The sequence below is a fragment of the Photobacterium sp. GB-1 genome (assembly GCF_003026165.1).
Classification (GTDB): domain Bacteria; phylum Pseudomonadota; class Gammaproteobacteria; order Enterobacterales; family Vibrionaceae; genus Photobacterium.
The window spans coordinates 1-14,733 of sequence record NZ_PYOB01000032.1 but is presented as its reverse complement, the minus strand read 5'-3'; the positions used below and the strand labels follow the sequence as shown (position 1 = coordinate 14,733).

Genomic DNA, 14,733 nt, shown 5'->3' with positions numbered 1-14,733 from the left:
TATGATCTAATAAAAAAGCTGTTTCAGTATAATTATATCCAGTAATAAAGCACGAATACTAAAAGTATTCGTGCTTTTAATTTAAGATATAATCCTCAACTGCTTCCTACCTATCACAGAGAGGCTGCCTTGTGCTGCCTCTTCTATATGTCCGCTCCACCAAATCATCATAGGTATACGTCTCTCCAGATAATCAGTACGGTTGTATGCGCTGCGTACTTGGTTATCATCAACGTGTGCCAATGCTGCCTCAATCAAATCCGCTTCAAAACCTTGCTCATTTAGTGTAGTGCTGGCAAGTGACCGCAAACCATGACTCACCAATCTTCCTGCAAATCCCATACGTTTAAGAGCCATATTAGCCGTTTGGCTATTACAAGGCTTTTTAGGATCTCTATCTGATGGAAAGACAAATTCTCTATGTCCACTAATTGGTTGCATCGTTTCAAGTAGTAAGAGTGCTTGTTCTGTCAAAGGAATACGGTGTTCTCTGCGTTTCTTCATGCGTTCGGGCGGGATTGTCCAGATCTTAGACTCTAAATCTATCTCCTCCCAACGAGTACTAGAAGCTTCCGCAGGGCGTGTCATTGTATGAAGTTGCCATTCTATTAAACAACGTGTCGTTCGCTTAATTGAAGCGTTTGCAATTGCATTGATGAGCTCTGGAAGCTCATCTGGTTTGAGTGATGCCATGTTTTCTTTTTTCGGTTTCTTAAAAGCGGCTTTAATACCACTTAAAGGATTAGAAATTATTAATCCGCAGTTAACCGAATAGTTCATGATTTCGTTAAGACGTTGAGTTAAACGCTTTACTGTCTCTAAACTGCCTTTTGCTTCAATCGGACGCAAGATAGCAATGATCATTGGAGCTGTGATTTGAGCGATAGGGTAGTTAGCAATTTGAGGAAATATGTGTCGTTCTAGCGAGCGCCAAATATCTTCTGCGTAGTCTGGAGTAATAGTCTCTTTCTTTAATTCAAACCATTGAGTTGATACATTTATAAGTGTGTGCTTACTTACTTTTTGTTTTTCAATTTTTTGTTGCTCACGATAGTCTTTAGGGTCAATATCTTGAGTAACAAGAGATCGAGCATCCATTGTGAGTTTTCGAGCTTGAGCTAAAGACAGTTCAGGAAAAGCACCTAGACCCATGTTTACACGTTTTTTGGTAATAGGGTGGCGATAATTGAAGTTCCAAAGGCGGGAACCATTAGTACGGACACGAAGTTGTAACCCATCACCGTCAGAGAGGACGTAATCTTTCTCTTTTGGTTTGGCGTGTTCAATTTGCTTTTGGTTGAGTCGTACTGCCTTAGTACCCATGATTACTAGCCTCCGTTGCTAATGGTATTCCAAAATTGTACTCCAAAAAGCTTGGAATACCACGTGGAATACCAAAAGGTGTGGATGCTGGTGGACGGTAATGGATACTACAGATACAAAAAAGCCCCCTAAACCAGTAGTTTAGGAGGCTTTTAGGACATCCTAGGATGTCTTCGTATACGAATTTGGTGGAGCTGGCGGGATTTGAACCCGCGTCCAAAATCAGTCTAACAGATGGCGCTACATGTTTAGTCAATCTTTAATCTCGTATCCACACTGCGAATTGACACGCTATGCTAATACATACCAGAATTCTATTTCGCGGTTCATCTCTCTAGTCAAAGAATCCCTCGCTATCTCGTTTGGGTTTGAACCCCTGTTATTCCCCGTCTTACAAGCGGAAGCTAGGGCAGGAGCGCTCTTAGCAGGGTATTAAGCTGCTAGTGCGTAGTTTTCGTCGTTTGCGACTATTTTTTTGCGGCTGTTTAACGAGGCAAACCGCACCTCGACATGCTCCACAAGCCTTCGTGATCCTGTCGAATCCTGAATCAGCCCCAGATGCGTTTGATGTTAGCAGAATAATTAACTAGGTCAACAGGTATATTATAATTCAATGACCAAGTGATTGATTACTATTCAAATGCTAACATCATGTTGTACTAAGTAACTTAACGGTTATTACCCTTCAAGATTCTTGCTTTGTCGCGCTGCCAATCTTTCGCTTTACTATCAGCACGTTTGTCATGCAATTTCTTACCACGAGCAGTACCAATTTTGATTTTTACAAAAGAGGTGCTCCAGTACATGTTTAGGGCAACGATAGTATCACCTTCACGGTTTACTGAATCCGCTAACTTTCGAAGTTCGCGGCGGTTAAGCAATAGCTTACGTACGCGTGTTGGATCGGCAACCACGTGGGTCGATGCTGCATTTAATGGAGAAATGGTTAAGCCAGAAATAAAGGCTTCACCGTTACGTAAGAAAACATAACTTTCTGTCATGTTTACTTTACCGTCACGGATAGCTTTTACTTCCCATCCTTGTAGAACCATACCAGCTTCGTATTCATCACCGATGGCAAATTCGAATCGAGCGCTTTTATTTTTGGCAATCGTATTGCTACTTTTTTTTGGTTTTTTAGCCATGTTGACCTCATCGAGTCATTGTTGCTGTCCCAGAACAAAATCTAATATAGGTGATTTTTCTGGTCGAATAAGCTATTGAAGTTACCATATTTAAAGCTTGTAACAATAGCTATTTTGGCAGATCGCTGAGTAATGGTATTATAGTGCCGTCTCTTTAAGCGCAATGTCTTTGAGCCTAAAGAGCTGTCTGTTCGATGAAGGAGAAACTATGCCGCAGATTAGTCGCTCTGCACTAGTTCCGTTTAGTGCCCAGCAAATGTTTGAACTTGTAAATGATGTAGAATCTTATCCAGCTTTCTTACCCGGGTGTGCTGGCAGTAAAGTTATTGAAAGTTCGACAAGTCATATGATGGCATCGGTTGATGTTGCGAAGGCGGGTATTCGAAAAACATTTGTTACGCATAATAAATTGGTCGATTTTAATCAAATTAATATGCAGTTAGTCGATGGCCCTTTCCGTAAGTTAGTGGGTGGGTGGACGTTTACAGAATTAGATTCAACGGCATGTAAAATTGAGCTTAACCTTGAATTTGAATTTACTAGCAGTTTGATAGATGCGGCTTTTGGTAAAATCTTCCGCGATCTAACCGGTAGTATGGTACAGGCCTTTACTCAGCGAGCAAAAGAAGTTTATGCATTCTGATCAACCATTAATCCATGTTGAGGTTGTTTACGCATTACCCAATATGCAGCGCGTGTTAAAACTAGCAGTTGTTGCTGATACGCCCATTCAAGAAATAATCGAACAATCTGGCATTTTAGCCATGTATCCTGATATTGACTTAAAGAAGAATAAAATTGGGATTTATAGCCGAAATGTGAAGCTAGATAGTACAGCAAGGGAAGGGGATAGAATTGAAATTTATCGCCCATTAGTTGCAGATCCCCGTGAGATCCGCCGTAAGCGCGCAGAGCAGGCTAAATTAGAAGCGGATAAAAACAAATAAACCTTAATATAGCCATTTTTTAGATATAAAAAAGCTCGCATCAGCGAGCTTTTTTGTTATGCGTATAACAAGGCTATTGATTCATAGGATCCATGAAGTTAGCACCTTGTTTGAAATCTCCTTTCATACTAACAAGCTGGGCTTGTGGGTTGAAAGTTAAAATCAGATTCTTCTGGATCGGCTTATCATGGCCGTTCTTTTCATAGAAGATATAGTTCCATCTGTCTGGGTAACTTGGGTCTACCAACATAGGTGTGCCCAGAACATATTGAACTTGTGCTTTTGTCATACCGACACGAAGCATATCAACGCTTTTTTGTTCTACGTAGTTGCCTTGGTCTATATCAATACGATAGACCAAACGTTCAGCGATTGAACAGCCACTAAGTAAGCCCAACGCTAGGGTTAGGGCTGCAATATTTTTCCAAGTCATAGCATCCTGGCTTTTTAGCTTTAACTGCTGCGATGATAAACAAGGTCTATGCAGAAGTAAAAAGCGGTAAAGAAAAAAAGTAAATAATTTTGATATTCGACTATTACTTCTCGTAATAGTTGCATCTGTGTCTTAGTTTATTTCATAACCGCAAAATAAGCGAAACTTAATCAAGCTGCAATGAGTAACTCTTTTGCATTGGCTAATGTTCGTTCTGTAATTTCGCTGCCACCAAGCAGGCGCGCTAATTCAGCAATACGATCTTCTTCTGTTAGTGGGCGCATATTCGTTTCTGTCTGTCCTTCCGCTGTTTTTTTCGCCACAAACATGTGTTGATGCCCACAACCTGCAACTTGCGGTAAGTGTGTGACACACATGACTTGGGTTGATTCACCTAAGGTTCTTAGCATTTTTCCGACAATCGCAGCGGTTGGTCCACTGATACCCACATCGACTTCATCGAAAATTAGACTTGGTGTTTCTACTTTTTGCGCTGTGATCACTTGAATTGCAAGTGATATACGTGAAAGCTCACCCCCTGATGCGACTTTACCTAGCGGCTGTAAAGGCTGACCTGGGTTGGTTGAAACTAAAAAGCTAATACTGTCATAGCCAATAGGGCTTAGCATACGTTCAGGATCGCTGGCGATATTAATCGAGAACTCACCGTGTTCCATGCTAAGCGTATGCATACTTTCAGAGATCTTTTGATCTAGCTCTTTCGCATAACGTTGGCGACTTTTGCTTAGCTTTTCGGCAGCCAGAAGGCACTTTTGGCGTAATGCTTCTACGTTTTCTGCCATTTCTTCTAAACGTTCATCACTACAATCAAGGTTATCTAACTCTTTAAGTAGATCTTGATGCTTTTGGTATAATTCGTTTGGCATCACGTAGTGTTTACGCGCCATCGACATGATTTTAGCTAAGCGCTCTTCTAAATAGATCAAGCGATGTGGATCCATATCCAAATTATCAAGATAGCTGCGGAGTTCTTGGCTTGCTTCTTGTACTTGAATAATGGCCTCTTCAAGCATTTGTGGGATCACATTTAGGTTATTGTCATATTCACCTAAATTGCACACTTGTTGAGATGCCATTTGAAGCAGTTGCAGCGCGTTACCATCGTCATTGTCATAAAGCATTGATAATGCCGTTTGGCTTGCAACCGCTAATTCACCACTATTTGATAAGCGTTTGTGCTCTTCTTCTATCTCGTTGAATTCTTCTTCACCGAGTGCGAGCTCATCTAATTCTTTTACTTGATACTGTAATAGTTGTTTTTGTGCTTCGTTTTCTTCGCGGCTTTGGGTTAAGCGTTTTAATTCATTATGCGCTTGACGCCAGCGTTGATACGTTTTACGGGTTTTATCAAGTAACGAATGGTGGCCTGCATATTGATCTAGCATGTGCTGCTGATATTCAGGACGCATTAATTGCTGGTGGGCATGTTGTCCGTGAATGTTGATCAGCAATTGCCCTAATGCTTTTTGCTGTGAAGCAGGAACTGGGCTGCCATTAATAAAGCCACGAGAGCGACCTTCTTTGGTGATCACACGACGTAAGATACATTCTTCGCCATCCATTAAATCGTTATCTTCTAGCCAACGTCGAGCGGCTTGGTTATTGGCCAGTAAAAAAGCGGCAGATATTTCTGCTTTATCTTCATTAGGACGAACCATAGTTGCTTCTGCACGATCACCAAGGCATAAGCCAAGTGCATCGATCGCGATGGATTTACCTGCCCCCGTTTCACCTGTAATGGTGGTCATACCGGGTTTAAGTTCAAATTGAAGCGTTTTAACAATGGCAAAGTTAGAGATAGTCATGTGTGCCAGCATGTGTTCACCTGTTTAAATCAACACCTGTTTTTACATACAGTATATACTGTATCTATAACCAGTAAAGTGTTGGGTGAAAAAATATGCTGAAAAATTTGATTTAGGTTAAGTTTATGAAATGCAGATAGAAATAAAGCCAGTGCGAGGCTGGCTTTATGAAAGTTTTTATTCTACTGAAGGATAATTCAGGATCAGAAAAGACGGCTTGACCAACCTAGCTTTCCTCTTAGCACGTTGTAGTAGCTGTAATCTTTGGGGTGGATCAGTTGTAACCTGTCTTTACTTTGGTAAATGTGGATTTCATCACCAGGGCTAACAGGTAAAGAGACTTGCCCATCACAGCTGACTTCAAGCGTACTACCATTGTTAGGTGAAACCAGCAGCTTAATACAGCGATCGCCATCAACCACTAAGGGGCGGCAAGAAAGCGTATGTGGGAACATTGGCACCAGGGCTATCGCATTTAAACTCGGTGACAAGATTGGACCACCGCCTGATAATGAATAAGCCGTCGAGCCTGTTGGTGTCGCAATAATCAACCCATCAGAACGCTGTGAGAAAGCAAAGCAATCATCAATGTAGACTTCAAATTCGATCATATGAGCGATTTTATCTGGGTGAAGTACGGCTTCATTTAATGCGGCATTTCGACTTTTAACTTGTCCATGACGATGCACTTCTGCTTCAAGCAAGAAGCGATCTTCTTTTATAAATTCGCCTTTGAGTACTCGACTAAGCGGTTCTTCAAAATCATCTGGGTCAAGATCGGTAAGAAAACCAAGGTTACCGCGGTTCACACCAATGACGGAAATATCAAAACGAGAGAGAACACGTGCTGCGCCCAGCATATTACCGTCACCACCCACAACAATGGCAAGATCGGCTTTTTCACCTAAGGTGAGCAAATCACAAAAACACTGTTCAGGGATCTCAAGATCATCTGATAGACGATGATCGAGTAACACGGTGTAGTTTTGTGCCACTAACCATTGATATAGGCTCATGTGAGTCTGTAATGCATCAGGGTTACGTGGTTTACCTATTAACGCAATGGTGTCAAAAATTCGCGTCATCTCTTTGTTCCAACATCTAATAGTGAGGGCAGTATAGCCTTAGAAAAAATAACTTGTCGCTGTTTGTTATCAATATTGGGTTGAATCATTGAACTTCATCCCCATAATATGCCCAAGACTGTTGAAAAGTAGTGGCGTAGAATAGCCTACTGCTGATTATACATACCCAATTATCTTGGCGGAGAACCAACGCATGACTAACAAAAACCACAATGTACAGGATGAGCAGCTAAATGATGCAGTTGACGCTGTTGAAGTAGAAGCTGTAGAGGGTGAGTTTGTTGAATCAGAACAAGAACTATACGAATCTCGCATTGCTGAGCTAGAAGCGGCGTTACTGTCAAGTGAAGCACAAGCTAATGAAGCGAAAGATGCAGCATTACGTGCACGCGCAGAAGGCGAAAATATTCGTCGTCGTTCAGAGCAAGAAATTGATAAAGCACGTAAGTACGCATTAAACAAATTTGCAGAAGAATTATTACCTGTTATTGATAACCTTGAGCGTGCACTTGAGATGGCAGACAAGACTGATGAATCATCAAAAGCGATGATGGAAGGTGTTGAGCTAACGCTTAAAACAATGACAGATACCGTTGCTAAATTTGGTTTAACGCAAATTAACCCACAAGGTGAAGCGTTTAACCCTGAATTCCACCAAGCGATGGCTATTCAAGAAAGCACTGATTTTGCACCAAATACTGTAATGATGGTGATGCAAAAAGGTTATGAGCTAAATGGCCGTGTGATCCGTCCTGCAATGGTGATGGTATCTAAAGCTGCGGCAGGTAACGTAAATACTCAAGCGTAATAACTGTTATCTTTTAGCGTATAAAAGCCCACTTCGGTGGGTTTTTTTATTTTTTTTGAAAATATTTTTGTTTTACCCTTGAAAAGCATTCTGGCGGCCTTATTTAGTAGTCATAAGACATTAAACATATTTGTCACGGGTAAAGCCCGAACCGCTAACCTTAGAATCCGTTCTAGGTGTAGCAAATAAATATAACGAATTTCGGAGATAGTCTGATGGGTAAAATCATTGGTATTGACTTAGGTACTACAAACTCTTGTGTAGCAGTACTTGACGGCGACAAACCACGTGTAATCGAAAACGCAGAAGGCGAGCGTACAACAGCATCAGTTGTTGCCTACACTCAAGATGGTGAAACGCTAGTTGGTCAACCAGCAAAACGTCAGGCAGTAACAAACCCTGAAAACACATTATTCGCAATCAAGCGTCTAATCGGTCGTCGTTTTGAAGACGAAGAAGTTCAGCGCGATATCGAAATCATGCCTTACAAAATTGTTAAGGCTGACAACGGTGATGCATGGGTAGAAGCAAAAGGCCAAAAAATGGCTGCTCCTCAAGTATCTGCTGAAATTCTTAAGAAAATGAAGAAAACAGCTGAAGATTACCTTGGCGAACCAGTTACTGGCGCAGTAATCACAGTTCCTGCTTACTTCAACGATGCACAGCGTCAAGCAACAAAAGATGCTGGCCGTATCGCAGGTTTAGATGTTAAACGTATCATTAACGAACCAACAGCTGCTGCACTAGCTTACGGCTTAGACAAGCAAGGTGGTGATCGCACTATCGCTGTTTACGACCTTGGTGGTGGTACATTTGATATTTCAATCATCGAGATCGATGAAGTTGAAGGTGAGAAAACATTTGAAGTTCTAGCAACTAACGGTGATACACACCTAGGTGGTGAAGACTTCGATACTCGTCTAATCAACTACTTAGTAGAAGAGTTCAAGAAAGATCAAGGCATCGACCTTAAGAACGATCCTCTTGCAATGCAGCGTCTAAAAGAAGCAGCAGAAAAAGCGAAAATCGAACTATCATCTGCACAACAAACTGATGTAAACCTACCTTACATTACAGCAGATGCAACTGGTCCTAAGCACATGAACATCAAAGTGACTCGTGCAAAACTAGAATCTCTAGTTGAAGACCTAGTTCAACGTTCTCTAGACCCACTAAAAGTTGCGCTTGCTGATGCTGACCTAACTGTTGGTGACATCACTGATGTTATCCTAGTTGGTGGTCAAACTCGTATGCCTATGGTTCAAGCTAAAGTAACTGAGTTCTTTGGTAAAGAGCCACGTAAAGACGTTAACCCTGATGAAGCGGTTGCTGTAGGTGCTGCTGTTCAAGGTGGTGTACTTGCTGGTGATGTTAAAGACGTTCTACTTCTAGACGTTACTCCACTATCTCTTGGTATTGAAACCATGGGTGGCGTGATGACTAAGCTTATCGAGAAGAACACAACTATCCCAACAAAAGCGAACCAAGTGTTCTCTACTGCTGAAGATAACCAAAGCGCGGTAACTATCCACGTAATTCAAGGTGAGCGTAAGCAAGCAAGCTTCAACAAGTCTCTAGGTCAATTCAACTTAGAAGGCATTCAGCCTGCACCTCGTGGTATGCCACAAATCGAAGTAACATTCGACCTTGATGCTGATGGTATCCTAAACGTATCTGCAAAAGATAAGACTACGGGTAAAGAGCAGAAGATCACTATCCAAGCGTCTGGTGGTCTAAGCGATGCTGATATCGAGAAAATGGTTCAAGAAGCTGAAGCTAACAAAGAAAACGACAAAAAGTTTGAAGAGTTAGTAACTGCTCGTAACCAAGCTGACCAGCTAATTCACGGTACTCGTAAGCAAATCGAAGAAGCGGGTGACGCACTTCCTGCTGATGAGAAAGCAAAAATCGAAGCTGCTGTTGCTGAACTAGAAGAAGCACGTAAAGGCGAAGATAAAGAAGCAATTGATGCGAAAGTTCAAGCTGTAGTTGCTGCTTCTCAAAAGCTAATGGAAATCGCTCAACAGAAAGCACAAGCTCAACAAGCTGATGGCGCTGGTGAGCAACAAGCTAAGCAAGACGACGATGTTGTTGATGCTGAGTTTGAAGAAGTTAAAGACAACAAATAAGAACGTTATTAATATCTATTAATTAACATCTTATTTAAATTACGGGCGTTTGAGGTTACTCTAACGCCCGTAACTATATCTAGCCAGGTGACAATCAAGTTATGTCTAAACGTGATTTATATGAAGTGCTAGGCGTAGCCCGTGACGCAGGTGAGCGTGACATTAAAAAGGCTTATAAGCGCTTAGCAATGAAGTTCCACCCCGACCGTAACCAGGGTGACGACGAGTCAGCAGAGAAATTCAAAGAAGTTAAATATGCTTATGAAATTCTAACTGATGGCCAAAAACGCGCAGCTTACGATCAGTACGGCCATGCAGCCTTTGAACAAGGTGGAATGGGCGGCGGTGGCGGCGGCTTCGGCGGCGGTGCAGACTTTAGCGACATTTTTGGTGATGTGTTCGGCGATATCTTTGGTGGTGGCGGTGGTCGTCGTCAACAACGCGCACAGCGTGGCTCTGATCTTCGTTACAACATGGAACTGACGTTAGAAGAAGCTGTTCGCGGTTGTTCAAAAGAAATCCGTGTACCTACCTTAGTAGGTTGTGACTCTTGTGATGGTTCTGGTGCAAAAAAAGGTTCATCAGCAACAACATGTGGTACTTGTCACGGTGCTGGCCAAGTACAAATGCGTCAAGGTTTCTTTGCGGTTCAACAAACTTGTCCACACTGTCATGGTCGTGGTCAAATTATCAAAGATCCATGTAATAAGTGTCATGGCGAAGGCCGTGTAGAAGAAACCAAAACGTTATCCGTTAAAATTCCTGCAGGTGTTGATACTGGCGACCGTATTCGTCTTACTGGCGAAGGGGAAGCGGGTGAATTTGGCGCTCCAGCAGGTGACTTGTACGTACAAGTACATGTAAAAGAACACAACATTTTCCAACGTGATGGCAATAACCTACATTGTGAAGTACCTGTAAGCTTTACAATGGCGGCATTAGGTGGGGAAGTTGAAGTTCCAACCCTTGATGGCCGTGTCAGCTTGAAAGTACCCGCTGAAATGCAAACCGGTCGTATGTTCCGTATGCGTGGTAAAGGTGTTGATTCTGTTCGTGGCGGTATGACGGGCGATCTTATTTGTAAGTTAGTGGTGGAAACGCCTGTTAACTTAAGCTCACGCCAAAAAGAATTGCTTCAAGAACTTGAAGAAACGTTTGGTGGTAAAGCTGCAAGTAAGCACAAACCAAAATCAGAAGGTTTCTTCAAAGGTGTGAAGAAGTTTTTTGATGATTTAACTCACTAAAAGTAGTTAAACAGTGAATTTTAAAAGCCGACGTGATGTCGGCTTTTTTATTTCCAGCAATCAGCTTGATCTGTAGTAGTAGATGTTTCGCCATTACTTTTTAATATTAGATTTGAGCATATATCTGCAGATTGCAAACTAGTTTTTGACGCAGTTAAACTGTAGTTAGTTGATGTGCTTGTAATCGTATAATTATAACGCTCACCAGAATTATCACACTGGCTGCAGATACTTGCAGATAATGATCCTGATGAAGGATACGCAATACCTTTCGTTTTATTTTCTTCAATATTGAGTTGAATCATTACTAAGTCAGCCATTGCTTTATTGCGATGGCTTTTTAGAACATGGCTTTGATAAGAAGGGTAGGCGATAGCTGTTACTATACCTATGATCGCCACTACAATTAACATTTCGATCAGAGTCACGCCTTTTTGTGTAGTCATCATCCTTAATCTCTTTATTTTACGAGTTCCCTCGATATCTGATTTTTATCTTGTCCTTGCTATTTTGCGTTGATGTTAATCTATGAATCAAGGTGTTCTTAAGGATCAAGGACAGCATTAAAAAGGATTTGAGGAATGGCTCGCGAAAAGGATTCTTATTTACATAGTATACATTGTAGTGAATTTCGATTTAATGGCTTTACTCTGTTAGAACTGATGATCACTCTTAGTATATTATCAGTCCTATTAATGACTGCTGCACCTTCATTCACGCAATTATTAGAAAAAAATAAAGTTAAAAATATTAGCGCTGATATAGAGGGTTTTTTATTACAAGCAAAATCCGAATCTGTAATGAGAAATGAGCCTCTCAAAGTTAAATATATTAGAGATTCAGGAGATATAACTGAATATCATAATGATGGACAGTGGGTATTAGCATTACTACCAGCCTCTTCAGTTGCATCAACAATATCAAATGCAAAATCTGATGCTATTCAAATTATTTTAGGTAACAAATATAAAGGTATAAATTTTAAAGTATCTATGTCTTCCTATTTAACGATGGACTCGTCTAGAGGAACGCCAAATACTACTGGACAGTTTTATTTCTACATAACTGATAGCTCTAAAGAAGTACAAGTTATTTTAAATAGATTGACAGGTAGAATTCGAAGCTGTTCTGTTACTAGCGGAGGTGCTTATGAATTTAAACCATGCTAATAAATATAAACAACAAGGTATTTCTCTAATAGAGCTAATTGTTGCATCATCAATTAGTTTAATCGCTATTGCTACTGTTGGGAGTATATATATAGCTGGGAATAAGATGGCTGTAGCGAGAACATCTCAGTTACTGATTAAACAAGATGTAAATGACACATTAAAGCATATTGCAACTGAAATACGTAGAGCGGGATATACCACTACGCTTGATGAGCCTGTAACGCTATCAGGTTCATCTTCAACGATCGACTCATCTGCTACTAATATTGGTTTTGTATATGAAGATGAAAATGGGAAATGGCGAGGAATAAAGTTCCAACAAAAAAACACATCAACTGGAACTAAAACAATACAAATATGCCAAAAAATATCTTCCTCTTCTGCACTCTCAACTATGACAGATTTTACATTTAGTAATTTATGTAGTGGTGCAGAAGTAGCATCATTGATTGATTATAAAAATATCAACATTAATAATTTTAATGTGTCGACTTCTGTTATATCTACCGCTCAATCAACAGCAATGAAAGTGGATGTTTTTTTAGATGCAACCTTGATTGATACAACATATACGCATGCAGGGAAAGTTTCTGTTGTATTAAGGAATATACAATGATTACAAAGCAGCATGGAATGGTGAGTTTATCTATTGTTAGTGTTTTATTAATAGCATCTTTGCTATTTTCATTAGCTTCATCAAAACAAGTTTATTATCAAATCAAGCGTGCTCAAAATACTATATTAGAACGTCAAGCATTCTGGAATGCTGAAGGTGGTTTAGAGTGTGCTTTTACTGAATTAAAGCAAAAAAATATAAAACCTACGGAATCAGCATTTAGTCATGTATGTAATGATTTGGCACCTTCGCCTGCATTAATGATTAACTCTTATCCAGCTGTGGGTGAGCATACTGAATATCAATTGATAAGTCGTTATAGCTCTGATGGATCAATACAAGAGATTAATAAAAGTATTGGTTATGGAGGTGGTGGTGTTCTTAGTACTATTGAAACAAGCGCTTCTATTGAATTAACAGGCTCTCAGCACTTTGTTCCAAATAAAACAGAGGATAAAGCTTCTGATGGAAAATATAAGTGTAAGTCTGTTGTATCTGGTGGCACGGTAAATTACGTCGCATCAATATCAGGGACTGACGAACACTTTTTCACAGTCGATTCAACAACTAGCGCACATGGAGGTGGAGGATTAGGGGCTCCTTCTTTTGAATGTAATAGTGCCTATCTTTCTAATTTATTCGATCCTGCTAAACCGCCAAGTGCTTTTTCAATTACTCCTGTTAAAGGAGGGGATATTTTAGAGAATGAGACAGTTGATGTTTTTAAGGCGCTATTTAACAAAGATATATCAGAACATGCCTCGGTTAGGGAAGATATAAAAAACGATACTGTCGGTATTGTTATCGGTGATAATGCTTTAGATAAAACATCAGGAGGCTGGATTAAAAATTGTCATACGAAGGTTGATAATGCTTATAAAAACGGAAAAAGACGTATTTGGATTGATGGTAACTGTGCATTAACAGGAGCTATTTTTGGAACAGCTATTGAATCAAATAATGATGAAGCAGTTCAGTTGATTGTATTTAATGGTGTTTTATTTACAAAGGCAGTTACTTATTTTAATGGAATTCTCTATCAGTACGTGAGTACTTCATTAGATGTACTTACAGCTTGGGAAAATTTATTTAATGAAAGTATCGATATAGGTGTGCTTCCAGGTAGTTTTTTACAAAGTCATCTGACAGCCGATTATGATCAGATGCCCTTTTTAGCTGAAGGTTCCGTATATATTGATGGTGGCGTTGGAATTGATGCGATAGGAAGGACAATAAAGATTAATGGCTCAATTATTCCTTCTTATAATAAAGGAAAAGTTACAAAACATAGCACCCAGTTAAAATGGGAAAAGGGATCTTGGCATGATTTCTAATCAAAAAGGATTTAGCCTTCTAGAAAGTTTAATTGCTCTTGTTGTACTTTCAGTAGGTGTTCTTGGGCTTGTGAAATTACAAATATATATAGATAGAAAGGCTGATTTTGCATTGAACTCTTTGGAGGCATTACAACTTGCAGAGGATAAGCTTGAGTTTTTTAGAGCAAGAGCAAATATCAGTGGTGGTACAAATACCTTATATTTTGATGACCCTGTTTTAGCTGATGGAAGTTATCCGATAGAAAACATTGTTGTCTCTGGCTCTTCATATACATTTAAGAGAAGTTGGGAGATAGAGGATAAAATGAAACCGGCAGGATCAACAAATGCTGATGCAAAAGTTATTGCTGTTGACGTCCAATGGGTTGATCGATGGGGTAACACTTCTAATGTAGCGTTAAAAACATTATTTTCTCGTTACAGTGAGTTTGATTAACCTGCCTAAATTTTTGTCAATAAATACTTTTAAAAGTCGTTTTGAATAAAAAATATTCAAACGATTTTTTTTTATCAAAAAAATATTGTCAGCAAAGAAAATACTCCTATAATGCGACCTCACTGACACGGAGCAAGCCATTGGCTAGCAACCAAATCAGTATTGTTCTTTAACAATTTGACCATGCAATCTGTGTGGGCACTCGTTGAAAAGTTAAGTCGAAAGATTTATC

General features: G+C 40.0%; 15 protein-coding genes and 1 other RNA gene. 9 read left to right on the top strand and 7 right to left on the bottom strand.

Features of this window, described 5'->3' with window-relative positions:
- Nucleotides 1–81: 81 nt before the first annotated feature.
- The 3 genes from C9J45_RS19790 to smpB form a co-directional block, all read right to left on the bottom strand.
- Nucleotides 82–1,323 carry an integrase domain-containing protein gene (locus C9J45_RS19790; RefSeq protein WP_107292919.1) on the bottom strand — a complete coding sequence of 414 codons (1,242 nt, stop codon included), beginning with the start codon at nt 1,321–1,323 and terminating at the stop codon, nt 82–84.
- A 186-nt stretch (nt 1,324–1,509) separates the two neighbouring features.
- Nucleotides 1,510–1,879, bottom strand: a transfer-messenger RNA (tmRNA) gene (gene ssrA / locus C9J45_RS19785).
- Between the two features lie 112 nt (nt 1,880–1,991).
- On the bottom strand, nt 1,992–2,468 hold the full coding sequence (smpB, locus tag C9J45_RS19780; protein ID WP_105059562.1) for an SsrA-binding protein SmpB: 477 nt from the start codon (nt 2,466–2,468) through the stop codon (nt 1,992–1,994).
- A 208-nt stretch (nt 2,469–2,676) separates the two neighbouring features.
- Between smpB and C9J45_RS19775 the strand changes: the two genes are divergently transcribed.
- A complete protein-coding gene (locus tag C9J45_RS19775) occupies nt 2,677–3,111 on the top strand; it encodes an SRPBCC family protein (RefSeq protein ID WP_107207315.1) in 435 nt (144 codons plus the stop codon).
- The gene (locus C9J45_RS19770; RefSeq protein ID WP_107207316.1) at nt 3,101–3,415 is read left to right on the top strand and encodes an RnfH family protein; all 315 of its coding nucleotides are present in this window, start codon (nt 3,101–3,103) and stop codon (nt 3,413–3,415) included. The genes C9J45_RS19775 and C9J45_RS19770 overlap by 11 nt, the downstream gene beginning before the upstream one ends.
- A 73-nt stretch (nt 3,416–3,488) precedes the next feature.
- Here the strand turns inward: C9J45_RS19770 and bamE are convergent, their stop codons facing one another.
- The 3 genes from bamE to nadK form a co-directional block, all read right to left on the bottom strand.
- Nucleotides 3,489–3,848: an outer membrane protein assembly factor BamE gene (bamE, locus tag C9J45_RS19765; RefSeq protein ID WP_105059564.1), complete on the bottom strand. Its 360-nt coding sequence runs from the start codon at nt 3,846–3,848 to the stop codon at nt 3,489–3,491.
- Between the two features lie 170 nt (nt 3,849–4,018).
- Entirely contained in the window at nt 4,019–5,686 is a 1,668-nt protein-coding gene (recN, locus tag C9J45_RS19760) for a DNA repair protein RecN (RefSeq protein WP_107292918.1), read from the bottom strand.
- A gap of 191 nt (nt 5,687–5,877) precedes the next feature.
- The gene (gene nadK / locus C9J45_RS19755; protein ID WP_107207318.1) at nt 5,878–6,759 is read right to left on the bottom strand and encodes an NAD(+) kinase; all 882 of its coding nucleotides are present in this window, start codon (nt 6,757–6,759) and stop codon (nt 5,878–5,880) included.
- Nucleotides 6,760–6,952: 193 nt separating this feature from the next.
- Between nadK and grpE the strand changes: the two genes are divergently transcribed.
- From grpE to dnaJ, 3 genes are all read left to right on the top strand, one after another.
- Nucleotides 6,953–7,567, top strand: a complete 615-nt coding sequence (grpE, locus tag C9J45_RS19750; protein WP_107207319.1) for a nucleotide exchange factor GrpE — start codon at nt 6,953–6,955, stop codon at nt 7,565–7,567.
- A gap of 215 nt (nt 7,568–7,782) precedes the next feature.
- Nucleotides 7,783–9,696, top strand: coding sequence for a molecular chaperone DnaK (gene dnaK, locus C9J45_RS19745; RefSeq protein WP_105059567.1), 1,914 nt, complete (start codon nt 7,783–7,785; stop codon nt 9,694–9,696).
- A 101-nt stretch (nt 9,697–9,797) separates the two neighbouring features.
- On the top strand, nt 9,798–10,940 hold the full coding sequence (dnaJ, locus tag C9J45_RS19740) for a molecular chaperone DnaJ (protein WP_107207320.1): 1,143 nt from the start codon (nt 9,798–9,800) through the stop codon (nt 10,938–10,940).
- 47 nt (nt 10,941–10,987) lie between these two features.
- Here dnaJ and C9J45_RS19735 read toward each other — a convergent pair whose 3' ends face one another.
- Entirely contained in the window at nt 10,988–11,389 is a 402-nt protein-coding gene (locus C9J45_RS19735) for a type IV pilin protein (protein ID WP_105059568.1), read from the bottom strand.
- Between the two features lie 132 nt (nt 11,390–11,521).
- Here C9J45_RS19735 and C9J45_RS19730 point away from each other — a divergent pair, with 132 nt between their 5' ends.
- From C9J45_RS19730 to C9J45_RS19715, 4 genes are read left to right on the top strand one after another with little or no spacing between them, the layout of a single operon-like run.
- Nucleotides 11,522–12,109 carry a GspH/FimT family pseudopilin gene (locus C9J45_RS19730; protein WP_107292917.1) on the top strand — a complete coding sequence of 196 codons (588 nt, stop codon included), beginning with the start codon at nt 11,522–11,524 and terminating at the stop codon, nt 12,107–12,109.
- Entirely contained in the window at nt 12,090–12,728 is a 639-nt protein-coding gene (locus C9J45_RS19725; RefSeq protein ID WP_107292916.1) for a PilW family protein, read from the top strand. Before C9J45_RS19730 ends, C9J45_RS19725 begins: the two co-directional genes overlap by 20 nt.
- A complete protein-coding gene (locus C9J45_RS19720) occupies nt 12,725–14,062 on the top strand; it encodes a hypothetical protein (protein WP_107292915.1) in 1,338 nt (445 codons plus the stop codon). Before C9J45_RS19725 ends, C9J45_RS19720 begins: the two co-directional genes overlap by 4 nt.
- Nucleotides 14,052–14,501, top strand: a complete 450-nt coding sequence (locus C9J45_RS19715; RefSeq protein WP_105059572.1) for a prepilin-type N-terminal cleavage/methylation domain-containing protein — start codon at nt 14,052–14,054, stop codon at nt 14,499–14,501. The genes C9J45_RS19720 and C9J45_RS19715 overlap by 11 nt, the downstream gene beginning before the upstream one ends.
- Nucleotides 14,502–14,733 lie beyond the last annotated feature (232 nt).